Origin of the sequence: Francisella marina (assembly GCF_008369785.1) — a bacterium.
Taxonomy (GTDB): domain Bacteria; phylum Pseudomonadota; class Gammaproteobacteria; order Francisellales; family Francisellaceae; genus Francisella; species Francisella salimarina.
The window spans coordinates 119873-144306 of record NZ_CP043552.1 but is presented as its reverse complement, the minus strand read 5'-3'; the positions used below and the strand labels follow the sequence as shown (position 1 = coordinate 144306).

Below are 24434 nucleotides of genomic sequence, written 5' to 3'. Positions count from 1 at the left end.
AATGCAAAGGTTAGATAATGTAATTATAGCTAACTATAGCATCCATTCTTTGGCTCTTATATGTTGGGCAAAGAAAAATTTACACAACAACTTTTGTGTACTATCCGTAGATACTGGTTTTGCTGCTGAGAATTGGGATAAATATTTAGAGAATGTATTCACATGGCTCAAAAATGAAGCTATAGAATTTTATCACCTAAAATCAGAAAATACTTTTCAAGAACTAGTCGAAGCACGTAAACAGTTTCCTTCACAACAGTTCAGTTGGTGTGCCGGCTTCCTAAAAGGTATCACATTGTTAAACAAAATTGATAAAATTGATCCTGATGCTGAAGCTACTATACTTCTGAGTCACCGAAAAGACTTATCAAAGGTTTCACAGCTTTTGAGAAACCTAGAAGAAGAGGAAAAATATGACTATAGATCACTAGAATACCCTTTATTGGATCTAAATCATGATGATATTTTAGAATTAACTAAAAACCTGCCTTTTAAAGCGTTTTATCATAGTCTTGAGTGCCAACCTTGTATACACTTAACACAGCAAGAGTTTGAAAAAATGACAAAAGCTGATGTAAAAAAAGTTTCAGCACTAGAAAATGAAACAAACAGCTTTATGTTTAATAATGTACCTTTCGACAAATTAGATGGCCATGCTTTTATTCATGGCAATATTTTGGAAGAATTATCAAAGGCCTGTAGCTGGGAATATAGCTGTGGACTGTAGGGGAATAATATGAGTGAGTTTTTTTTATTTAGTTTACTTACTGTTGTAGCTGCATTGATGAGTTACATCAATACAAAATTTCTGAAACTACCAAAAGCAATTGGACTAACAATACTATCAATAACATTTTCGGCACTATGTGCATCCTTTCTTAGTCCATCGAACTTTTTAGTAGTTGCCCTGTCTAGTTTTGACTTCAAAAAAACAGTCTTAGATGGAATGCTGTCTTTCCTGTTGTTCGCAAATGCTTTGCATTTCAATATGATTGATCTAAAAAAAGAGCTGAAAGCTATATTTGGACTTGCCAGTATTGGTTTAATTTTGTCTGCTCTAACAACAGCCATTCTAATCTATGGATTCTGCTTGTTAGTTGGATTTGATATAAGCTTTGGATACTGTTTGGTGTTTGGCGCACTTATTTCACCTACGGATCCAATAGCAGTCATTAGTACCCTCGCCGGCAATAAGTCAATTCCTAAACATCTCAAAACGCGTGTGGTAGGTGAATCATTATTTAATGATGCTACTGGTATTGTATTATTTGTAATACTTTCAAACATTGTATTTTTTGGTAGTGGAGGAGACTTCGGTCAAGGAATAACTAGCCCCGGTGTTAACTATATTTGGGTTATTACCAAACAGATTGGTATTGAAGCAGGTGGAGGAATACTGCTTGGTTATATATTTGCAAAAGTAGCTTTAATCTTCCTAAAAACAAATGATGACTCAGAAACTTCCATATTTGTAACACTAGCAATAGCTAGTATGGGCTATGTAATAGCTCATAGCCTACATGTATCAGGACCAATTGCCATGGTTGTTGCTGGCCTAGTTATAGGTAACAGCCTTTCTGATCGCAAGAAAACTCACCCAAACCAGGTAGAAAAAATTGATAAGTTTTGGATGATTATTGACAATATGCTGAACTCATTTCTATTCATACTGATAGGTCTTGAACTGACTAGTATACCTTTTGATCATGGTGCTTTCTGGGTGGGTGCTGCAGGTATATTTATAGTTACATTTGCTAGGCTAATCAGCATTTCAATCCCTATAACCGTTATAGATAAAAAACTCTCCAGAGCATCTGCTAGGGATAATATACTTGTTGCATGGTCTGGAGTCCGGGGTGGAATATCCCTAGCTCTAGCATTATCACTACCTGATGAGGGCCATGTTATAGTCAGTATGACTTATACTGTCGTGATATTATCAATATTAGCTCAGGGCTCAACGTTGAAGATAGTTTTAAATATGATTTATCCTCACAATCCAACTAAGCAAGCAGCAAATACATCTCTGGAACAATTAAAATAATTTTTTAATATCTAAACTTTAGAGTTTCATGGTATTTAGTAGCTACTCCGCAAACGTCTATTATTAGCTCCATTTTCAGCATACATACTTTGGCCCATATTTGATGCCATTAAACTATGATATTGATAATCTCTGCCGTAAAAATCAAAATAATTATCTGTAAACTCTTCAGGAAAAGCAGACTGCAGTGTATCTTGATAAGGTTGTGAATAGCTTGCATAACCCTGCTGTTGCTGGCTATTACGCCACACAATTTGCTTTGGAATGTCGTCTGCATTTACCACAGTAACATTGTCATTAGCTAAGTCTAATTTAGTTGCTCCTTTTGATGGAGTATTGGTAAACTCAGGCACCCCATTTTTATGCAACTCATAAACAGCAGAGTATCCATCTAAACTTACTAATGCTAAAACAAATAATATAAACAATCTCATATTAACTCTTTATAAAGTTATTATTCTTCTTTAATATTGCCAAAGCTTGTTCATAATCACAATCATTTAATATCATTGCAATCGCGACTTTTACAGACTTATTAGCTTTCATATAAAAATCTTGGGCTGTCACATAATCAACTCCTGTTGCCTCACAGATAATATTCTTAGAGCGCTCAACTAATTTTTCATTAGTTGGTTTAACATCAACCATCAAATTTTGATACACCTTGCCAACCGATACCATAGATAACGTTGATATTATGTTTAAAATAAGTTTTTGTGTTGTTCCCGCCTTAAGCCTAGTTGATCCAGTCAAAACTTCAGGACCAGGTACTGCCTCGACATTATAATCAGCATAACTAGATATCTTAGCTTGCTTAGTACAGCTAATCGCAATAGTAGTAGCATCGATAGAATTTGCATATTCAAGAGCCCCTATAACATAAGGTGTTCTTCCACTAGCTGCGATACCTACTACAACATCTTTATCTGTCAAATCTATTTTTAGTAAATCTGCTTTACCAAAATCAGGATTATCCTCTGCACCCTCTTGAGCTTGAATAAAAGCTTTTTCGCCACCTGCGATTAATCCAATAATAGTGTTATAATCAACACTAAATGTTGGTGGACACTCAACAGCGTCGAGTATTCCTAATCGACCACTTGTTCCGGCACCTATATATATTATCCTACCACCTTTTTTCAAAGCTTGTGATGTAACCTCGACTATCTTAGCAATGTTTAAACTTTGTTCTTTTAATGCTTCAATCACACCATACTCTTCATCTATCATTAAATTCACAGATTCCTGGACTGACATCGAATCAAGATTAAAGCTCCTTGGATTCCTTTTTTCTGTATTTATATTTTCTAGCATGCTCATATTTTAACTTCCTTAACAATTCCTAATGGATAAAGATATTTACTCTCCAAATAAACTGGAGCGGCAGGTTCTACCTCATCTTCAGCTTTCTTACCTCTGTTTGCTTGCTCTTTTTTTCTTTCAGAAATAGATTTTGACCTACTCCTAGATTTATTTGACTTATCATCAACTTCTGACTTATCTTCAGGTTGTGCTTCATCACCTATTTCATCTTTCATTTCTTGTGCTTTAAAGTCTAAAGCCTCTGATTGAATATATATTTTGTTAACAGTATTTTTGACAGCATCAAAATCAGCAAGAATCTGAGGAGATTGAGGCCCTAAATCAACCTCTTGAAGTACATCAAAATCATAATTAAGTTGCATAACTTTATCTGGTGTAAATACAAACAAATAACCAAACTTAGGTACAACTAGCTGAATACCATTATCATCTTGATCTTCCGTATTCTTACTTTTGTCTCCACCAAGCCTTTTAGGTTTATTCTTTTTTTTCTTAGGAAGCCCTACTACAACATTTAGATTATCATTATCTTCAAAATTAAACTCTTTTTCCAAACCATTAGAACCAAAATCTAAACTAACAAAACTACCAAAACCTTTTTGATATTCATATCTATGAAGTTTATTTGGTTCATACGTTATGATATACATCGACTCATCAGATTTAGAAACTATAACAGGTTTACCAAAGCTTTCACCATCTATATATGTATCTAGACTTTTACCAACCCTATGATCTCCATTAAAATTAAAATCACTTATCCCCATAAGAGTTTTACTTTGGTTATTAGGATGAAATATTAAAACCATATTAGCTTCTAAATTATTTGACATATCAGGCACTAGAAGCTTTATATTATCCTCATCCAAATCGCCTTTAAAGTTAATTTTCTCTGCTAACTTAAGTATATAACTCTTATTTGTTGTAGAATATTCTGAATAATAAACTTCTAAGACCTGTCTATTACCTTTTTTCTGACTATCTTTTCTTACCAACATTATTTCTGGAGCACCATCATTATTGTCAAAATACCAAACTACCCCAAGTATATTATCTTTTACAAATTGTGCTCCTGATGAGGATCGACCCTTTCCATTACCAACCAAAACTGCTTGCCAATTTCCAATTTCTTCACCTATTGCTTTATTGTCTTTCTCAAGCCCTTTCACATCGTCACTAAGCAATTTTTCTAATTCTATATTTGATGTAAACAATTTATCAGTATCATATAACAACAAATATAAAGTCCATTTCCCTTTTTCAAGGTTCCAACCTATCCTAACTTTATAATCAGTCCCCATACTATCTGGAATTGGCACTCCTATTTTTGCCTTATCTGTAAAGATATTCAATTGCTTATTTTGCTTTTCTACAAATCCAATAAACCCTTTTGGTGAATTTTCAATACTACCATCACTCTTTAGACGATAGCTTCTTGCTTGATAATTAGTCACTGAATCTGGATTTATCATTGGAACATTTATTGGGGTATAATCACCATCAAAGTTTTGATACGTATTAGCTGCAAGCGCGTTATAAATAATTCTCTCTGTTAAATCTACTTTTGTTCCTTGATTAAAAGCTTTGTATATAACATCATAACTTTTGTATTCCTGTGACTGAAATAATTCAGCATTTGTCATAGCTGGATAGAATGATGATATATCATCGTCATCGACAGTTATTTCAAATTTACTCTTACCAATTTCAAACTCACTAGATTTTGTAAAATTAATATCATCCTTTGCTTTAGAAAGGTACGTCTCTCCTAAAACTTTATCACTACTATTTCTGATAATACTCTTGGTAGTTAACATCCCCATCTTGAATGTGTATAAAAGACCTCCAAGCATTATCATAATCACAAATGAAAGTATTAAGGCCATTAACAATGCTGAACCATTCATATTTGGGCTTAATCTATTTCTCATATACCCACCTAATCTTGGCCTAATAAATAAATTTTACTTGTTTCTTGACCGGCCACTTTAAAAGAGATTTTAAGTGCAGCAGTCGAGTCACTTTTTATATTCACAAGCTCTTTTTTCAATGACTTCCAGTCTATTTTAGCATTTCCTTGTTGAATATCTGAATTTAAAACATACTCAATCTTTAAATCAGTCACATCACTTATTAATTCATATATTTGTGAATCGTCTGCATTTTGCTTCACATATTCATACAGTGAGTATATTTCATTACCATCTTTGTCTTTTTTATTAGTAGATGCGACAAAGAATACCTCTAATATATACTTACCAACGTAATCACCAATTTTAAATTTACTTTCTACACGCTTAGTTGTAGAAACAAAATCATACGTAACAGCCCCAACTTTAACAAGATCACATTCATATGAGTTACATAATACCAAGTAATCATTCATAGAAAGGTCTTTTTCAGGCAATGTATCCTTTTGAAACTCATTTACTTTAAAAATATTATTTGATGAATTTGACTTTAAAGTGGAATCTAAGCTACTTCTTTGAATCATTAAAAAATCACTCTCAGGCTGTACACAGTGAATGTCCTCGTCAATATTCATATCTCTGAGAGCTTCATCATTTAGCATTCGTTCCTTACATAGCTCAACAGGCATACTTAATCCTTTAGGAAGGCTTTCAAAATTTTGCGCAGGTGACTTACCAATTGTAACTATACCCATTTTCCCAAAGATATCTCCAAAGTTATCCCCTGAGTTATCCACAAGCTGTTGATATATGTCTCCATATTTAGTTGTAAAGCCTGCTTGTCCGATTGCATTATAGAAAATTTGCTTAATCAATAGTTGATCAGAGTTTATTCTATGTTTATCACTGAGCCTTATATATTGCTTTTTCATATCAATATATATTCCAACAGCCATACCCATCACTATAGCAGCTATAACCATTGCAACCATTAGCTCTGGCAAACTAAAACCTGCACACTTTCTAACTCTCTTCAACACCATCAGCCTTTATATCTCGCTCAATAATTTTGACCCTATCAGCCACTCCCATCTGATCATCTATTGCCGCAATATTTACTACCTTGTATACAATATCGACACTATTAGCAGCGTCTTTTTTTGCTTTCTTATCAGCTTTTGCTGCTATTTTTTTGATATCAGATACACTTAGTGATTTAAATCTATTCACAGGCTGTTTTTTTTCTTCCGGCCTTATATCATTTTCTTTCTCTAAAACAACAGTTTTTATAAACTCTATGCCATCATCTGTCTTAGAATCATCAAATACTCCTGTAAGACGATATATACTAACTCTTTCATCAAGAAGAGTTGCTATCTCATCTTTCCTATTTTCAAGAGTTATATTCACAAGAATACTGTTTAATAAGATAAATCCTGATGATAAAACAAATAATAAAATCAGAGCAGCAATCATTGATTCTACAATACCAAATCCTGCCTGCGATCTTATATTTTTCAGAAGCATTGAAATAAATTAGATTAAAATTGAGAAAATTAAGCTTCTTTGAATCTTCCAAAAGACATTAATTTATCATATCTTTTAGAATTTCTTTCTTCTACAGTCATTTCTGACAATACTTTCAACTCTGCAGCAACTGCTTTTCTGATATTAGCAGCTGTTGTATCATAGTCTCTATGCGCTCCACCTAATGGCTCTGGAATAACTGCATCAACTATTTCTAACTCTTTAAGACGACCTGAAGTTATATTCATCATTTGCGTAACTTCAGACGCCTTTTCAGCTGTCTTATGTAGAATTGACGCACATCCTTCAGGAGAGATAGTAGCAAAGTAACTATATTGAAGCATAAGTAATCTATCACCAACACCTATACCTAACGCCCCACCAGAACAACCTTCGCCAATCACGATACAAACCACAGGAACTTTAAGCGCACTCATCTCTAATAAGTTTCTTGCGATTGCTTCACTCTGACCACGCTCTTCGGCTTTGATACCTGGGTACGCACCTGGAGTATCAATAAAAGTAACGATTGGCATGTTAAATTTCTCAGCTAATTTCATAAGTCTTAGCGCTTTACGATAACCTTCCGGATGCATCATACCAAAGTTATGCTTAATCTTACTTTTAGTATCACGGCCCTTCTCTTGGCCTATAACCATGACAGGCTTATTATTTAATTTTGCTAAACCACCAATCACAGCTAAGTCATCACCAAATGCTCTATCGCCATGTAGTTCTTGAAAATCTGTAAAAACTAGTGATAGTAAATCTTTGAAATATGGTCTATCTGGATGACGAGATAGCTGAACTACCTGCCAGTCTGTAAGCTTAGAGTAAGTTGACTCCATAAGCTCAAGTCTTTTTTTACCAAGCTTCTTAATTTCAGCTTCTGTTTTATCATCTTCATACACATGAGATAATGACGTAATTTTATCTTCGATTTCCTTTATCTTTGACTCAAAGTCTAAATAATTCATTACTTTCTCCTTTCTAAATACAAATCAATTCGTAAAAATAGCTAGATTATATTCTAAAGCATTTTAACAAAATAAAAAAGCTACAACGAATCATTTTGAAGGTTTGTTATAGTAGTTAATTATAATATAATCTCAAACATAAAATTTTGAAATCTGAATATTAACAGCTATGCAAAAAACTTCTAATCACACACCTATGATACAACAATATCTAAAAATTAAATCTCAATATCCAGATATATTACTATTTTATAGGATGGGTGACTTTTATGAACTTTTTTTTGATGATGCGAAAAAGGCTGCAAATCTATTGGATATTACTCTTACAGCACGTGGTAAGTCTAATGGTGAATCGATACCTATGGCTGGAGTTCCCTATCATGCTGCTGAAAACTATATAGCTAAGATTGTCAAAAAAGGACTTTCGATCGCTATATGTGAACAGGTAGGTGATCCAAACACGTCGAAAGGTCCCGTTGACAGGCAAGTAACACGAATAATAACTCCAGCAACAGTTTCAGAAGAAGCTTTTTTAGATAGTAATCAAGATAGTATCTTAGTAAGCATCTATAAAAAAAGTGATAAATATCACATAGCATACACAAGCTATACTCAAGGTAAAATATACTTAACAAATACTATAAAAGACCTCTCTGAACTAAAAAGCCAAATTTTGAAACTCTCGCCACAAGAAATAGTAACCAATTCCCAAGATCTTGCTGAACAAAATATTTTTGACAAACCAACAAAAGTTTTAGAAGAATGGTACTTTAGTGATTTTGAAACAAAAAAACATATAACTAATTCCTTTGATAAAAGTTTTACAAACAACATTTTAAGTCTTTATAAAAAAGAGCAGTTAATAGCAATCGGATCAATACTTGCTTATTTGACAAGTACACTAAAAAACACACCCAAACATATAACAGATATTTGCTTAGATGAAGACCAAAACACACTAAAAATAGATGCTAATAGTAGAACTAACTTAGAATTAGACAACAACTCAAAAAGTAGTCTCTTAAACATAATAGATAAATGTAAAACCAGTCTAGGAAGTCGACTTTTAAGAAGATACTTTAAAAATCCTACTAGAGATCTAAATAAAATATCTTCTCGTCACAATATTATAAAAACCTTTAAAGAACAGCATTATTTCCTAAAAATCCAAGAAGTCCTCTCTTACATAAATGATATTGAAAGAATAATTTCACGTGTTGCTCTAGGAACAGTAAAACCCAAAGATTTAGTCTCGCTTCACACATCCCTTGAACAACTACCTAAACTTAAAGATTTACTTAATCAAAAAAATACAGATGAAATTATAAATATAAATAATCATATTCATCAAATCGATGAACTCACAGACTTACTAGATAAAGCTATTATAGATAACCCTCCGGCGACCATTCGTGATGGAGGTGTTATCAAACAAGGCTTTGATCAAGAGCTCGATGAACTAAAAGGGTTAAAAGATAATTCTTACGGTTTTTTACTTAACTTTGAAGCACAAGAAAAACAAAAAACAGGTATAAACACCTTAAAAGTTGGCTACAACCGTGTACATGGTTATTACATAGAGCTATCAAAACAGTACGCAGATAGAGTTCCAACCGAGTATATTAGACGCCAGACTCTTAAAGCAAGTGAACGCTACATCACCGATGAACTTAAAACATTTGAAGATAAAATTCTCTCAGCAAAAGAAAAGGCTTTGGCTAGAGAGAAACTTATCTACGATACTTTATTAAATAAAGTTCTAGAGTACTACTGTCAAATCCAAGAAACTGCAGTAAGTATTGCAAAAATAGATGTGTTAGCAAACTTTGCAGAAAGAGCTATCAAACTAAACTTAAATCAACCTAAGTTTAATAAACTTGGTAAACTCGACATAAAAGAAGTTCGTCATTTAGCAATTGAGCAAAATATCGATGAACCTTTTATACCTAATGACACGCTATTAACTGCAGACACTCATACACTAGAAATAATAACTGGACCCAACATGGGAGGCAAATCCACATATATGCGCCAAGTTGCTCAGCTTGTTTTTTTGGCATATATCGGTTCATTTGTACCAGCTAATTATGCGGATATTTGTGACATAGATACTATATATACCAGAATTGGTGCTTCAGATGACATCTCTAGTGGTAGATCAACTTTTATGGTAGAGATGACAGAGACTGCTTATATCCTAAATAACGCAACTGAAAAATCACTAGTGATCATGGATGAGATTGGTAGAGGTACAAGTACGTTTGATGGTTTGTCTCTTGCGAAAGCTTGTGCTGAAAAATTTGCAAAAATAAGCTCATTCACTCTTTTTGCCACTCACTATTTTGAACTTACAGAATTAGTTAACCAGTATCAAAATATAAAAAACATACACTTTGAAGCAAAAGAATATAAAGATGATATCTTTTTTATGCATAAGGCAATAGCCGGTGCTGCTAAAAAATCTTACGGAATCCAAGTAGCTAAGCTAGCAGGTATTTCAGCAGATGTTTTAGAGTCAGCAAAGAAAAATCTACGTGACTTAGAAAAAAACCAATCAAAACCAAGCTCACCGAAGCAACCTCAGAAAAATCTCAAACTTGAACTAATAGCAGACGATGAAAACACACTCAAAACCAAGCTTAAAAACATAGATGTCAATACTATAACTCCTATAGAAGCATTAAATATTCTCTTTGAATTAAAAAAACTCTAATTTAGTTATATAAACTTTTTCAATTTGCTATAATTTCTTAAATATAAATTTGTAAAGTCTTAGGAAAAACTATGCAAGACAATGAAAATCAACCTTCTTTCTTAATTCAAAAAGTGTACACAAAAGATGTTTCACTAGAAACAGTTAATTCTCCAGCTTGTTTTAAAGATCAGTGGGATCCTAGTTCAGATTTTAATATTGATATAAACACAAAGAAAATCAATGATGAGACTTTTGAACTTGACCTAACAATTACAGTAACAACCAAAAATAAGCAATCTAACGCTTATATAGCTGAAGTTACTCAGTCTGGCATATTCACAATCACTGGTATGGGTGAGGAACAGGTTGAATCAGTACTTAATACATACTGTGCCAATACTCTTTTCCCTTACGCAAAAAGAGTTATTGATTCGTCTATAATTAAAGGTGGTTTTTTACCTCTTAATCTAGCACCAATCAACTTTGATGCTATATACATGCAAAAAAAAGCAAATCAATCTCAACAACCAGCACACTAAGTTAAGAGTAGCATATGAATAACCCCGAGAATAGTTTCATCAAAATTTTAGGATCAATAATGATCATAGTAGGTACTATGATAGGAGGAGGAATACTCGCACTACCTATTATAACTGCTAAACTTGGTTTTGTGATTGGATCTATTCTTATAATTCTTATCTGGAGTATAATGACTTATACAGCTGTCGTTATCTCAGATATTTCTTGCTCAATGCCTTATGGTAGTAGCTTTAAAACTATTGCTGAAAAATATCTTGGTAAAGCTGGAGGTATTGTAGCTAGTATAGCCTTCCTAGTATTAATGTATTTTATTAGTACGGCATATATATCAGCTGCTGCTTCATCATTATCATCATCATTTCCAAATCTTGATGAAAAAATATCATCCTTAATCTTTGTAGTTATTTTTGGAAGCATTGTAGTATTAGGAACAAGGTTTGTTGATTATGCCAATAGGTTTTTTATAATACTAAAAATACTAGTTCTAGTTATTTTATGTGTAGTATTTAATAGCTACATTGAAGTTCCTAATCTTTTTGTTGCTCCAGTTGATTTGGGAGTTTCTCTAATTATTGCAATTCCAGTTTTTACAACCTCTTTTACATCACACATCATAGTCCCTGCGCTTTCTGACTATCTTGGCAAAAATGCCAAAGATATGAAACGCATAGTTATAATTGGTAGCATTATCCCCCTTATATTATATATAATTTGGGTATTTACCATCTTAGGTGTCTTACCCTTACATGGTCCCGTAAGCTTTATGGACTCGATATTTAACCATATACCTGTTGATAAAGCCAATATCGGTGACATCCTTAAAACTTTAGGAGATAAAGTAAAAACCCCTACAACTGATGCAGTACTTCATATTTTCACTTATGTCGCTATTATGACATCCTTCTTAAGTGTTAATCTATCTTTATTCCACTTTAACTTAGACACATATAAGTTATATAAAACAAAAAAGGTCATTGGATATTCTATAGCAACAATTTTGACTTTTGCTATACCACTGATAATAAATCAAATGGATCCTGATATATTTATTTATGCTATGACCTGCGTTGGCCTATCAATAGCTGTTTTGTTGATGATTATGCCCGCTCTTATGGCGTTTAAGATAAATAGCCTTGGAGAGAGCTTTAACTATAAGATATCAACTCATAAAAGCCTATGGCTAATTTCTTTACTTTCTGGTGTAATAGTAATACTGTGTGTAGTTATCTAGTTAAATAATGACGAATATTGAACACATTAATAGTTTTCTTGACAATTTACTTTACCTAAAAAATTATTCACAACAAACCATCGATAATTATCGCAGAGATTTGGTACAATTAAATGACTCAATTGATAATAACAAAGATATAAGTCAATTAAAAAATAATGATATTCTAGCATGGATTAAGAAGCTTCACGCTCAAGGTAACTCATCTTCAACCTTGCAACGCAAACTAAGTTCTCTTAGAAGCTTTTATAATTTCCTAGTAAATAATGAAATTATACAAAACAATCCTACAACAGGTATCAAAGCACCTAAAAATAGCAAAAAACTGCCAAAAGCTATAAATACAGATGAGTTAGCATATTTACTAGATATCAAACCAACCAATAATATAGAAGCTCGAGATATTGCATCATTTGATCTTTTATATAGTTGTGGGATAAGACTTAGTGAGCTAGCTTCAATAGAGTTAAAAGACATCAATATAGATCAAAAAAGTATACGTGTAATTGGTAAAGGCAATAAAGAACGAATTGCATACTTTGGTAACAAAACATTAACAAATTTAGACAGATGGCTCAATATCAGAGATGCTTATAATCCAAAATGTAACTATCTCTTTATCTCACAAAATGGTGAGCATTTAACAAATAGATCAATCCAAAAACGTATTGAGATCTTTGCACAAAAATATGCAACTAAACATATACATCCTCATATGTTACGCCACTCTTTTGCTACCCATGTTTTAGACTCATCCAAAGACTTACTTGCTGTAAAAGATTTACTTGGTCATGCTGATATTTCTAGTACACAGATATACACACATTTAAACTTCCAGCAGTTAGCAAGTGTTTTTGATAAAGCACATCCACGAGCGAAAAAGAAATCATGAATGTTTACGATTTAGCAGTAAAATCTCATATTGAAAATATTATAGATATTAAATTTGAATATATTTTATCAAACCAAGACAATAAGTACTTATATGTCGAGGATAATATCCTAAAACTACATTACAAAGATAAAGAGTTATTTATAGATTTTAATAGTAACGAAATTCTAAATAGGATAAATCCTAAAACTAAAAAATGCAGTATTGTCCAAGCAGTTGAGGGTCGCTCAAAAGACAAACTAAATATTCTAGATACAACAACTGGTCTAGGCAGAGATACATTTACACTGGCAGCTAGAGGACATAGATTAACTTCACTAGAGAAAGATTCTTATATTTTCGTATTACTCGCAGATGCACTCAATAGAGCAAGACAAACTCCTAACTTAAAAGATACTGCCAATCAAATAGAACTAATTAATATAGATGCTAATGAATATATAAGTACTACTAGTATTTCTTTTGACTGTATATATATAGACCCAATGTTTCCGCCACGCAACAAAAGCGCCAAAGTCAAACAAGGAATGCAAGTCTTACACGATATTGCCTTTAATAACGATGAATCTAACACAAATTTACTCAAAAATATTATCTTATCGAAAAAAACCAAAAAAGCCGTTGTAAAGAGACCTATTAATGCTGATTTTCTTTGCGATAAAAAACCAACATCTCAACTTAAAGGTAAAACAAATAGATTTGATGTATACAGTCTATAACTGTATTAAACATTTCTCTTAGCGTTTGTATATGCTGCTACAATGGTAACTCCAGCAATGAACAAAAGTACAGCTGATACCCAGTAATATGGAATAAAATCTCTTATATTTTGAGGCGCATTACTAATAACCATCGCAGAATTTGCATAATTAACAGCATAGCTAATAAATACTACAGAAAAAAATAATAACCCTATAGCTAACCTAAATGCAACAAATATAGCTCCTATTACAATTAGCATATAGCATAGATAATCAAAGCCAAATAATAATTCGTAATCGAGTATATATGGATTAACATATTTATACATCACACCAACCCATAATAATAGGACAATCAAACTAGCAACTATCGCTAGCAATCTTACTTTTTGAGTCGGTTTAGTATAGTTAGATTGTTTGAGCCAAGTATATCCAGCTACCACAGTTGTTAATATCTGTGCTGATAAGTAGATAAATGAGGTTGTAATCCCATATTTACCATAAATAAAGACCTTTATAATCAAACTAGCAAGCATAAATATCCAAGCATATTTATTTTTCTTATAAAGCAAAATCGCCAATCCTAATAAACAGGCATTAGCTATACAATCATAAATAACATAATTTAATGTAATCATACTATTAGTAAAACTTTTTCTTAATTGATGTAGTATAAACATATATAATTGTAAATATAAAGTTTTAAAATTTATTTGTTTTATGATTTATTTAAAATACTTATATCCACTAATATTATTAGCTCTCACTAATAGTATTCTATATGCAAGTGAAGATGATTTCGTCTACACATGGAAAGCGCCCAATGGTACAGTAGTATTCTCTCAAGCTACCCCTGTCTTTGATCAGGAATATGAAAAAGTTGGAGTAACACACAAGAACCAAATTCATCAAAAATCACCCGTAGAGCAACAACTTGCATCATTAAAACAAAACAACTTATATTTAAACTCTGATGATACTCAAACTGATAGCCAAGCCCAAACAAATAAATCAGGTGCTGTAAAAGTAAAAGTAATTTCTCCTGCAAATGGCGAAAATAGATTTGTGCATAATGAAAAATTACCTATAGTTTTAGAACCAACATTAACTGCGGAAGATCATCCGATATTTGTAGTGAATGGCATACCTTATCCAGCTCACTTTGAAAATGGAGTATGGAAAATCAACAGACCAAACCCAGGACCTGTTACAATCTCTGTTAGAGGAAGTACTAAAGATCATAAAATCATTACTTCCAATGACTCGGAATTCTTCAGACGTCAAGTTCTAGGTCGATAAATTAATCTATCTAGGCTTTTGATTATTATCAATTTTATATATACTTTAAGATAGCTAAAAATTTGAGATTTCAATAATGTCTAACTTTCATAAAATTATTTTAACTGCTCTTATGTCAGGGTTTAGCTTTATATTTCTTGCACAAGCCGCTGACGACACTACTATTTATTCATGGCGCTCTGAGAGTGGTACTGTCGTATTTTCGGAAGAAAAGCCTAGTGATGGTACTGATTACAAAATTATTGAGGTTGGCCAACCTACAGTTGTTGATACCAAAGCCACTAAAGATATCAATTCTAGTAAGCCTGTAAAAATTAATCAAAATGATATATCTAAACTGAATAATTCTAGTTTAGCTGAAAAAAATAAGGAAGTATTAGAAGAGAATCAACAATCTGGGAATCTAAGCGTACAAATAACTTCTCCAGCTAATGATGCTAATATTTTCACCAAAGAAGATAAGCTAGCTATATCGACAAATCCTGCCATAGCTGCTGATGACAAGCCAACTTTTATAATTAATGGAACTGTTATGCCAGCAACATTCGAAGATGGCCAGTGGAAAATTGCTAGACCAACACCTGGAGAAAACAGACTTAGCATAGCTGGACAAACAGCTAACGGCAGCGAAATTAAATCAACAAATGAAGTAACTTTCTACATCAAAAATGGTTGGTTACAACAAGCAAAAAACACTGGAAACTATAGAGGAAAATAATAATTCATTCTTTTTTTTATTACTACTCTTCATCCCAGTTAACTTCTATAAATTTCTCAGGACTTTTTTCCTTTAAATGTTTTAGGTTAGGACAGCTTGATGTATGTATAACGACTCCCTTTGAGACACTCATATAGCCCTCAATTTCATCTGGATAAATTGGTTGACAACATTTTGCCATTTCATACTTCATACCATTAAATCCTGATACTAGAACTTTAGATATTTTAGTTTTGGCTGTATTTGCTCTATTTTGCTTCTTGACAAGCTTTTCTTCTGCTGAATACGTATCAATTATATGATTAACAATACTATTGATTCTAACAGTACCGCTCTCAACAGCAACAAATAAACTATCGCCACTTTTCATATTAAACTTATTTGCTACTTCTACAAAATCAACTTCTTTAAGATCATAGCCTTTTAGCTCTTTAAGTAGCCTATCTTTGCCCAGAACTATATTATCTTCTTTGTTTTGCTCATTAAACCATTTAGTTACTCTAGATCTGTTCCTAGCAGAAGATAAATATCCTAGACTTTCTGAGGCCCAATCCTTACTTGGATTTGGCTCCTTTCCTGTCAGAACCTCAACTTTGTCACCAGTTTTTAACTTTGTTGTTAATGGAACTATCTTACCATTTAGTTTAATACCTTTAGTACGGTGACCAACCATTGTATGTACTGAATATGCAAAATCAAGAACTGTAGAGTCTTCAGCCAAATCAATTAACTCATTAGCAGGTGTGAACACATAAAGCCTCTTATTAAGCTCTTTTGTAATTTGACTATCATCTTCGTTGATTTCTTTTTCCCATTCTAGAAGAGATCTTAACCATGCCACTCTAGCTTCATAAGATGCATCAAACTTAACACCCTCTTTATAACGCCAATGCGCAGCAAAGCCAAGTTCTGACTCCTCATGCATTTTGTGCGTTCTAATTTGAACCTCAATATTCTGCTGACCTACTTTGACAACAGTATGTATAGATTTATAACCATTAGATTTAGGGTTCGCGATATAGTCACTAAACTCTTCAGGAATAGGCGAGTATAGATTGTTAACTTCAGCTAGTACCTTATAACACTCGTCAACATTATTTGTTATAACCCTAACCGCTGTAATGTCGTACAGCTCATTGATATTTTGATAACCTTTGTTTTTAAACTTTTTATATATACTATATATATGTTTAACTCTACCCTGAATGCCCGCATCCAAACCATATTTCTTAAGTATTTGCTTTAATTCATCGATAACATGATTAAGAAACTCTTCTCTTTCTTTACGTGTAAAACCTAGACTCTTAGCTATCTTTTTATATTCTTCTTGCTTCAAAAAGAAAAAAGCTCTATCTTCTAACTCCCACTTAACAGCCCCTAATCCAAGCCTATTTGCTAATGGTGCATAGATATCTAGAGTTTCTCTAGCTATAACTCTTTGTGTATTACTATTTAATGACTTTAGATGCCTTATAGTACATAATTTATCAACTATCTTAATTAAAACGATTCTGACATCTTCTATGATTGTCAAAAGCATTTTTCTAAAAGTATCTATTTGCTCTAATGAAATATTATCTGAACGATACATTCTAATAGCTGACATTTTGCGAGTACCTTGCAAAATTTTAACTACTGTCTGATTAGTCGCTTGCTCAACATCTTCATCAGATATATCACCAAAATTATATAGTTCATATAAAATACCTGCTGATACTGATTCTTCATCTGCTTTGATTTTAAAAAGCATATATGCCATCTCGATAGCATATAAAAATGAACTAATACCGGTTGGATGACGTACTGATTTGGCACTCTTGCTTTTCAGAAGCTCTAATGACGCTGCTATAATTCCAAACTTATCGCTAGTATAAAAACTTTTAAGCTCGGATATTAAAAGATCATCTTTTATCTGACCATCACTATCCAAAAGTTTAGAGTCAATAACTTGCATAATTTCCCACTTTTTTAAAAAAAATACAAAGTCAGTCTATAAGCCGGGTTCTGTAATAGACAGTCATTTATCTAGACTTGCTGTTGCCAACAAGCTCAAGCGACCTACCCTGCTACAATGCGAGCAACATCTTAGTAGCGCTATTTGGTCTTGCTTTAGATGGGGTTTACAATGCCATTGAGTGTTGCCACCAATGCGGTGCGCTCTTACCGCACCTTTTCACCCTTACCTTTTAAACAAAGGCGGTATACTTTCTGTTGCACTTTCCGTAGGCTCACGCCCCCCAGACGTTATCTGGCATCTTGCTCTATAAAGCCCGGACTTTCCTCACTTATAAAAAGCGCGACTGTCCGACTGACTTTGTATTATTAGCTTTCTCTAATTTTTGCTAACTCAATGTTGTAATTAGATTTTACCGAATTATATTCTTCCTGCAAAGCAGATATCTTAGCATTATACTGCTTTTTTATTCTTATAACTTCAGATTCAAGATTCATTCTATCGTTACTTAGTTTTAGTCTGTATTTATTATATTCCTCTTGTAGACTTATCCTATCACAGCGAACAGCCTGTATTAGATTAAATATTTCAACTAGTTCATCTGGAAACTGCTGAAGCTTTTGTACACTAAACTCAGCTACATCAGGTTTTCTGTTATTATGGTTATTTGCAAATTGATAACTACCACTAACATGTGATCTTTTTTTGTAATCAAAAGTAGGTTTTTTCATAGAAATATAAAAGATTTGAAAGTTAATAAAATTATATATGAGGTAATCTACCAAAGGCTACTAATAATTGCAACGCAATAATACCTACACCACAGAATAATATCAAAGATAAATAAAACTTACTAATAATACTATTTTGCCCCTGCTTAGACCTTATAACCCAAACCATTAATGCAGGTTGCACAATCAAAAGCACAGACACAAAAATACTTGCATATCCCAGAGCTGCTATAAAACTATTAACAAAATATATCGCAAAGAATAATGGAGGCAATAGCGTAACGACCAGAGTAATCAGCTTTTTTCTAGAATTTAGAGCATACAAATCTTGATTAAATGAGAATAATGCTAATGCCACACCGAGAAAAGATGTAATAATTGCAAAATTCTCAAAAAGTCTAATAAAAACTAATGGAGCTCTTTGTCCTAAACTTACATAAGCTTCTGCTAATGTTTTACCTGAATGACTTAGATCAATAAAACCATTGCCACCATATAAATTTATAGTCCCTAGAGTTGCCATAACCCAAACCAAGTAGACAACTAGTGGAGCTAATGCCCCAACAGCTACCGTTCTTTTAAATACAATATCATTTTCAAAATAGTTCCTAATCGCAGGAATCACAATATGAAATCCAAAAGATGTTACAAGTATTGGAATAGAAAACCAAACATATTCAACACCTAATGCCCTACTCTCTAATATAGCTGGGCGTATTTGTGGAGCAACAAAAGATATAAACAATACAAAAGCCAAAACTTTAAGACTCAAGAATAGCTCATTAACTCTAAATACAACCTTAATTCCTTTATAAATGAAAAATCCAAAAATAAATGTAAATAGAAGCTTTGCAAAACTATCACTTTCAAAATTAAACCAACTAGTGATATATGTCTTAAAAAGCTGTCCCCCCATAAAAATATAAGCTGTAAGCAACGAATAGAGCAATAACAAATAAAACAATAAATTCATTACTCTACCAGACTTACCTAGTATATTATGAGCAATTGAATCCATATCAGTACCTAGTGGCTGTGAAACATTTGCTTCGACAATCAATAAAGCTGTTGCATACATTATAATCCAAACTAGAAACAGCGCCATAAGCGCATAGTTAAACCCAACAGCTGCTACTGCAAACGGAATACCAAGCATGCCAGCACCTATTGCTGTACCAGCTATGATAGCCACTGCGCCTATCTGTTTAACCTTCGAAACATCCTTCACCGACTTTCTTCTCACTTGGTAATTACAAAACACTAAATTATAGCAATTTTAATTAAAAAAAGGCAACCCAGACTGCTTTGTCAGAACAAATATCACCATCAAAAATACACTGTAGAGATTATTTTTTGATACCTTAATTTAATAAAAAATATGCTAAAGTATAAGTGTGAGTATTTACAAAATACTCACGAAATAGAATTATTTTAATTTTTATGAAGAAGGAGATCAGTTATGAGATCAAAGAAAAAAATATTAATAAGCAGTATCTTAGCTGCAATATTCTGTTATGTAGTACCCGCAAACTCAGCGACGACATATCAACAAGGAAAATCCTATACAGCTGGACAAATTGTAGTAGGTACAGATGGCAATCAATATCAATGTAAACCATTCCCTGCTAGTGGATGGTGTGGAATGTCTGCGTCACATTATGCTCCCGGTAGTGGTAGCCATTGGCAAGATGCTTGGACAGAAATAAGTAATGCCAACACATCAGATAACAACCAGACTCCTACAGATAATACCAACACTAACACAAATAACAGCAATCCCGGAAACTCAAGCAGCTCTAACACTAGCGGTTCTTGGCAGGCCAATAAAGTCTTTGTTGGTGGAGATCAGGTTACATACAATGGTAAAGCATATAAGGCTAAATGGTGGACAAAAGGTGACACTCCGGGCTCCGCAAATGTATGGGAACTAATTGAATCACCCAATACTGATGACTCTACAAATAATAACAATACTCAAGATAGTGTCAATAATATCGATAACCAAAGTTGGGATAGTAATAAAACATATTCCCAAAAAGGCTATGTTGTAGAATATAAAGGTATATTGTACGAAAATCAATGGTGGACAAAGGGTGATACTCCTGGTAATACTCAAGTATGGAAAAAAATTGGTCCTGCTCCAGATAGTGATGACAATAGCAATAATACAGAAGATACCAATAATGTTGTAAAAGCTGCTGTGACAGTAACTGGTTTAGGACAAAATACAGAAACTGTAATCTTCACTTCAATACAAGACTCCACGCTCGTAAAATCTTATGAATTTAAAGATGGTACTAACGAAATAAACCTACCAGTGGGTAATTACAGCATCATCGATGCATCTCCTGAAAGTAGTAAATTACTAAAACTTGATGGAGAAATTGTAGCAGTGACTAAGGATGCTCAAATAACTCTAGCATATGAGAATTATACATCAGATGAAGACCATTCAGAGGTAACTAATTCTGAACTAGAAAAGCTATTGCCTTTCAGTGATTTTGAAAAAGCATTTCCATATGCCACAAACGGAGCATGTACAGCCAAAAATAATGGCCTAAAAGGTTTATATGATGGTCTAATAGCTGCTGCTGCCAACTTCCCTAGCTTTGCTAACCCAGAAGCCATTCCTGATAGAGTTGCCCAAAGCCAGCAACAAAAAATAGAGCTAGCTAAACGAGAAATTGCAGCATTTTTGGCAAATGTATCGCAAGAAACAAATGGTGGCTGGGCTACAGCCCCGGGCGGCAAATATGCTTGGGGACTATGTTTTATAGAAGAGGTCGGATGTCAAAACGGTGGTTGCTCACAATATACTGACCAAAGTCCTAGAAACCCAGCCCACAAGGGAGTTCCAGGACAATTTTACCATGGTAGAGGTATGATCCAACTATCGTGGAACTATAACTACGGTCTATTCCAAGATTTCTATAATGAGAAATTTGCAGGTAACAACCCTATCAACCTACTTGCTAACCCAGGCTTAGTACTTAGGGACTACAAAATAGCATGGACTTCTGCATTATGGTTTTGGATGACTCCACAGCCTCCTAAACCATCAGCTCATGATGCTTTACTGGGTATTTGGAGACCAAGTAATGATGACTTAAATGCTAATCGTGTGCCGGGTTTCGGCATGACTGCAAATATTATAAACGGGGGAATCGAGTGTAATAAAGGTGGAAATACCGAATCTTATCAAGTTAGTAATAGAAATAACTTCTACACCCGTTTAGCTGATATCATCGGAACATCTACTGGTGATAACTTGGGTTGTAGAAATATGAGAAGTTACTAGCCTATAAAATATAAGAGTAGTAATTAACAACTTTATTATCATAATTAGTACTACTCCAATAAAAATCTAATCTACATATAACACTTTGTCTTTTTGCTCAAATTTATATTTAATTCATAACTTGAGCTGATAACCTAAATTTCATAATTTCTTTGTTGATTTTGATAGCAGATAAAGACAAACTTGCTAATTAAATTTCTAAATCATATTTAAAATATCATGAGTATACAAAGAAAGGCCGTATTTGCCCTTTTTATAGTCACCATTCTTTGGGGAACAACATTTCCTCTAGTTAAGATCTCTCTTGAATATGTCTCACCTGGGCTTTTTGTAGCTTTTAGACTAGGGTTATCATGCCTATTATTCTTACCTTTAATTTTAAGAGCTAGGTTTAATAATAAGCTCTACTTACTAAAAGTGGGGGCTATATTTGGCTCACTTGAAGGTATGAGTTTTTATTTTCAGACTCAAGGACTATACACCGTTTCATCAAGTGTTTCTGCATTCTTGACAGCCTTGAGTGTAATTATGATTCCTTTCATAGGAAGTCTTTTTAAGGTAGATCGATTAACAATTTATGGAATAGTTGCTTCTGGTGTTTCATTATTAGGGATATATGCACTATCTGGCGCAAGTTTTGATAACTTTACTATAGGTTATCTTTGGTCAGTATTGTGTGCATTGATGTATGCTGTATCAGTAGTATATCTTAGCTATGAAACCAGAAAAGATCATCGCAGCGAAGCTTTTAAAGACTTGCGTCTACTAATAATACTGCAAGTTGCTTTTGGTATACCTATGCCTTTGATAACAGATGTATCATCGTTTATGTATCTTCACTTTAACTATATATTAGTAATTGCTATAGTTTTTTGCTCGATTTCAACAATTACTTGCTACTACTTACAAAACACTTATCAAAAACACCTAAGTATGTCTCAAGTTGCTGTTATCTTCTCTTTTGAGCCTATTTTTGCGACAATTTTTGGAAAGCTTATCAATGATGAAAAAATATATTTATCAACGATTATTGGAGGCTCATTAATACTAGTAAGTTATTTTATAATTGAAATAGGAAATAGGAAAAGGCAAGTCTAAGCTCTTGGATCAAAATTCATTTTTTCTTGCATTTGTTTATAGAACTCTTTTTTCTCATCAGTATCAGCAGGTGGTAATTTGACATCATAAACAATATAAAAATCCCCATCCCCAAGACCTTTGCCTTTGATACGCATTTTACGGCCTGACTGACTACCTTCTGGTACTTTCATTTTTTTCTTACCATATGGGGTATCTATTTCTAGTGATGTACCAAGAGCCGCCTCCCAAGGTGCTATATTAATATGCTCATAAATATCATTGCCATCAATCTTATAGTTTTTATGATCGACCACTTCAACTTTGATATACAAATCCCCAGCCGGAGCGTTTGCTCCAATGCCTGCACTACCTTTACCTTTGACACGTAGTTTTTTACCATTACCCATAGCAGGTGGTATTTTGACATCTACACTTTTGTGCTGCATAGTTGGCATACCGTTAGCACCTGCTTCTTGATAGCTATACGAAACTGTTCTAGAGCCACCTTTGATAGCATCTTCAACATTCAAACGTAAAGAGATATTTATATCCTCACCTTTTCTAGCTCTTGGTTGACCTCCACCAAAGCCTCTTGCTCCAGCTCCGCCAGCACCAAAAAGATCACCAAAAATATCTCCTAAATCCTCGAAGTTGAAACTTTGAGAGCTTCCTCCGCCTTGAGAGAAGCCACCAAAACCACCTCCAGCTCCGCCAAAACCGCCTTGCTGAACTTTGTCCCAGTTTTCTCCATAAGCATCATAGAGTTTTCTCTTTTCTTTATCACCTAAGACATCATAAGCTGTTTGAATTTCTTTAAACTTATCCTCAGCCCCTTTTTCTTTGTTGACATCTGGATGGTATTTTTTTGCTAATCTTCTATATGCTTTTTTTAACTCAGCTTCTGAAGCATCTCTACTAACTCCTAGTAAAGAATAATAATCTGCCATATTTTAAACTCCCAAATACTTTCAAACATATCCAACAAATAGATAATATGGATACACAATTAATGTTATAAAATTTCCTGCTATTAGATATAGGGATTAATCAGCGAAAAACAAGTGATATGGTTAAATTATCTAAAAATTATTAAAAGTTTTATATATTACTTATTACTAGCAAGTGTATATATAAATCCAGCCAACAAAGCCCATGGACAATTAAATATAATATTAGCGTAAAACACATCATTTCCAGCATTTGATGCGAAGAAGCCATCGCCGGAATAAGGCATTCTTATCATATAGTTAAAAAGTATAACTATCAAAGCCATAGCAGCACTTCTTATCCAAATATTCTTTGGGAATGGTGAAACAAGAATTAATGCCCATACACCGCCCCATATCATCATACGGTATAACTCTAGCTTTAGATCTTCATTTAGGTTTAAACTATGAGTTGTAACTAAAATCCAAATAACCTCTATAACCAATCCACTGATTAATCCTGCCATATAGGCAGTAAATACTTTACTTAACAAATCTCTAATTCTATTCATAACAGTTTCTCCAACC

Annotated in this window: 23 protein-coding genes and 1 other RNA gene; 11 read left to right on the top strand and 13 right to left on the bottom strand. The window is 33.3% G+C overall.

The window, feature by feature from the left end:
* Position 1: 1 nt before the first annotated feature.
* Complete coding sequence (locus tag F0R75_RS00810; protein ID WP_149368691.1) at positions 2–727, top strand: hypothetical protein; 726 nt, start codon at positions 2–4, stop codon at positions 725–727.
* Between the two features lie 9 nt (positions 728–736).
* Complete coding sequence (locus F0R75_RS00805; protein ID WP_013922504.1) at positions 737–2044, top strand: cation:proton antiporter; 1308 nt, start codon at positions 737–739, stop codon at positions 2042–2044.
* A 35-nt stretch (positions 2045–2079) separates the two neighbouring features.
* On the opposite strand, the gene F0R75_RS00800 is transcribed toward F0R75_RS00805, so the two are convergent.
* Genes F0R75_RS00800 through F0R75_RS00775 form a run of 6 tightly spaced genes read right to left on the bottom strand, consistent with a single transcriptional unit; the run spans position 2080 to position 7781 of the window.
* A complete protein-coding gene (locus F0R75_RS00800) occupies positions 2080–2478 on the bottom strand; it encodes a hypothetical protein (RefSeq protein ID WP_149368692.1) in 399 nt (132 codons plus the stop codon).
* A gap of 1 nt (position 2479) precedes the next feature.
* Positions 2480–3364 carry an N-acetylmuramic acid 6-phosphate etherase gene (gene murQ, locus F0R75_RS00795; RefSeq protein ID WP_149368693.1) on the bottom strand — a complete coding sequence of 295 codons (885 nt, stop codon included), beginning with the start codon at positions 3362–3364 and terminating at the stop codon, positions 2480–2482.
* Positions 3361–5298, bottom strand: a complete 1938-nt coding sequence (locus F0R75_RS00790; RefSeq protein ID WP_149368694.1) for a hypothetical protein — start codon at positions 5296–5298, stop codon at positions 3361–3363. The genes murQ and F0R75_RS00790 overlap by 4 nt, the downstream gene beginning before the upstream one ends.
* An 8-nt stretch (positions 5299–5306) precedes the next feature.
* Positions 5307–6320 carry a PilW family protein gene (locus F0R75_RS00785; RefSeq protein WP_149368695.1) on the bottom strand — a complete coding sequence of 338 codons (1014 nt, stop codon included), beginning with the start codon at positions 6318–6320 and terminating at the stop codon, positions 5307–5309.
* Complete coding sequence (locus F0R75_RS00780; protein ID WP_149368696.1) at positions 6301–6804, bottom strand: type IV pilus modification PilV family protein; 504 nt, start codon at positions 6802–6804, stop codon at positions 6301–6303. Before F0R75_RS00780 ends, F0R75_RS00785 begins: the two co-directional genes overlap by 20 nt.
* A gap of 29 nt (positions 6805–6833) precedes the next feature.
* A complete protein-coding gene (locus F0R75_RS00775; protein ID WP_149368697.1) occupies positions 6834–7781 on the bottom strand; it encodes an acetyl-CoA carboxylase carboxyltransferase subunit alpha in 948 nt (315 codons plus the stop codon).
* Positions 7782–7950: 169 nt separating this feature from the next.
* On the opposite strand from F0R75_RS00775, the gene mutS reads away from it, so the two are divergent.
* The 5 genes from mutS (at position 7951) to F0R75_RS00750 (ending at position 13858) form a co-directional block, all read left to right on the top strand.
* On the top strand, positions 7951–10494 hold the full coding sequence (gene mutS / locus F0R75_RS00770) for a DNA mismatch repair protein MutS (protein ID WP_149368698.1): 2544 nt from the start codon (positions 7951–7953) through the stop codon (positions 10492–10494).
* Between the two features lie 71 nt (positions 10495–10565).
* A complete protein-coding gene (gene secB, locus F0R75_RS00765; RefSeq protein WP_013922496.1) occupies positions 10566–11015 on the top strand; it encodes a protein-export chaperone SecB in 450 nt (149 codons plus the stop codon).
* 14 nt (positions 11016–11029) lie between these two features.
* Complete coding sequence (locus tag F0R75_RS00760; protein WP_013922495.1) at positions 11030–12247, top strand: amino acid permease; 1218 nt, start codon at positions 11030–11032, stop codon at positions 12245–12247.
* 7 nt (positions 12248–12254) lie between these two features.
* Positions 12255–13139, top strand: a complete 885-nt coding sequence (gene xerA / locus F0R75_RS00755) for a site-specific tyrosine recombinase/integron integrase (RefSeq protein ID WP_146420783.1) — start codon at positions 12255–12257, stop codon at positions 13137–13139.
* Positions 13136–13858, top strand: coding sequence for a class I SAM-dependent methyltransferase (locus F0R75_RS00750; RefSeq protein ID WP_149368699.1), 723 nt, complete (start codon positions 13136–13138; stop codon positions 13856–13858). Before xerA ends, F0R75_RS00750 begins: the two co-directional genes overlap by 4 nt.
* Before the next feature lie 5 nt (positions 13859–13863).
* Here the strand turns inward: F0R75_RS00750 and F0R75_RS00745 are convergent, their stop codons facing one another.
* The gene (locus F0R75_RS00745) at positions 13864–14478 is read right to left on the bottom strand and encodes a hypothetical protein (RefSeq protein ID WP_149368700.1); all 615 of its coding nucleotides are present in this window, start codon (positions 14476–14478) and stop codon (positions 13864–13866) included.
* Between the two features lie 82 nt (positions 14479–14560).
* Between F0R75_RS00745 and F0R75_RS00740 the strand changes: the two genes are divergently transcribed.
* Both F0R75_RS00740 and F0R75_RS00735 read left to right on the top strand, forming a co-directional pair.
* Complete coding sequence (locus F0R75_RS00740) at positions 14561–15139, top strand: DUF4124 domain-containing protein (RefSeq protein ID WP_146420786.1); 579 nt, start codon at positions 14561–14563, stop codon at positions 15137–15139.
* A gap of 76 nt (positions 15140–15215) precedes the next feature.
* Entirely contained in the window at positions 15216–15857 is a 642-nt protein-coding gene (locus tag F0R75_RS00735; RefSeq protein ID WP_013922490.1) for a DUF4124 domain-containing protein, read from the top strand.
* A 22-nt stretch (positions 15858–15879) separates the two neighbouring features.
* Here F0R75_RS00735 and F0R75_RS00730 read toward each other — a convergent pair whose 3' ends face one another.
* The 4 genes from F0R75_RS00730 to F0R75_RS00715 form a co-directional block, all read right to left on the bottom strand.
* Positions 15880–17811, bottom strand: coding sequence for a RelA/SpoT family protein (locus tag F0R75_RS00730; protein ID WP_149368701.1), 1932 nt, complete (start codon positions 17809–17811; stop codon positions 15880–15882).
* Between the two features lie 23 nt (positions 17812–17834).
* An RNA gene (rnpB, locus tag F0R75_RS00725) (RNase P RNA component class A) lies at positions 17835–18173 on the bottom strand.
* A gap of 6 nt (positions 18174–18179) precedes the next feature.
* A complete protein-coding gene (locus F0R75_RS00720) occupies positions 18180–18542 on the bottom strand; it encodes a hypothetical protein (protein ID WP_013922488.1) in 363 nt (120 codons plus the stop codon).
* 31 nt (positions 18543–18573) lie between these two features.
* On the bottom strand, positions 18574–19770 hold the full coding sequence (locus F0R75_RS00715) for an amino acid permease (RefSeq protein WP_146420971.1): 1197 nt from the start codon (positions 19768–19770) through the stop codon (positions 18574–18576).
* A gap of 231 nt (positions 19771–20001) precedes the next feature.
* Between F0R75_RS00715 and F0R75_RS00710 the strand changes: the two genes are divergently transcribed.
* Together F0R75_RS00710 and F0R75_RS00705 are read left to right on the top strand one after the other, a co-directional pair.
* On the top strand, positions 20002–21840 hold the full coding sequence (locus F0R75_RS00710) for a glycoside hydrolase family 19 protein (protein ID WP_149368702.1): 1839 nt from the start codon (positions 20002–20004) through the stop codon (positions 21838–21840).
* Between the two features lie 219 nt (positions 21841–22059).
* Positions 22060–22938: a DMT family transporter gene (locus tag F0R75_RS00705; protein ID WP_149368703.1), complete on the top strand. Its 879-nt coding sequence runs from the start codon at positions 22060–22062 to the stop codon at positions 22936–22938.
* On the opposite strand, the gene F0R75_RS00700 is transcribed toward F0R75_RS00705, so the two are convergent.
* Positions 22935–23867, bottom strand: coding sequence for a DnaJ C-terminal domain-containing protein (locus F0R75_RS00700; RefSeq protein ID WP_149368704.1), 933 nt, complete (start codon positions 23865–23867; stop codon positions 22935–22937). The two genes, F0R75_RS00705 and F0R75_RS00700, sit on opposite strands and share 4 nt — an antisense overlap.
* Before the next feature lie 158 nt (positions 23868–24025).
* Positions 24026–24418: a membrane lipoprotein gene (locus tag F0R75_RS00695; protein WP_149368705.1), complete on the bottom strand. Its 393-nt coding sequence runs from the start codon at positions 24416–24418 to the stop codon at positions 24026–24028.
* Positions 24419–24434 lie beyond the last annotated feature (16 nt).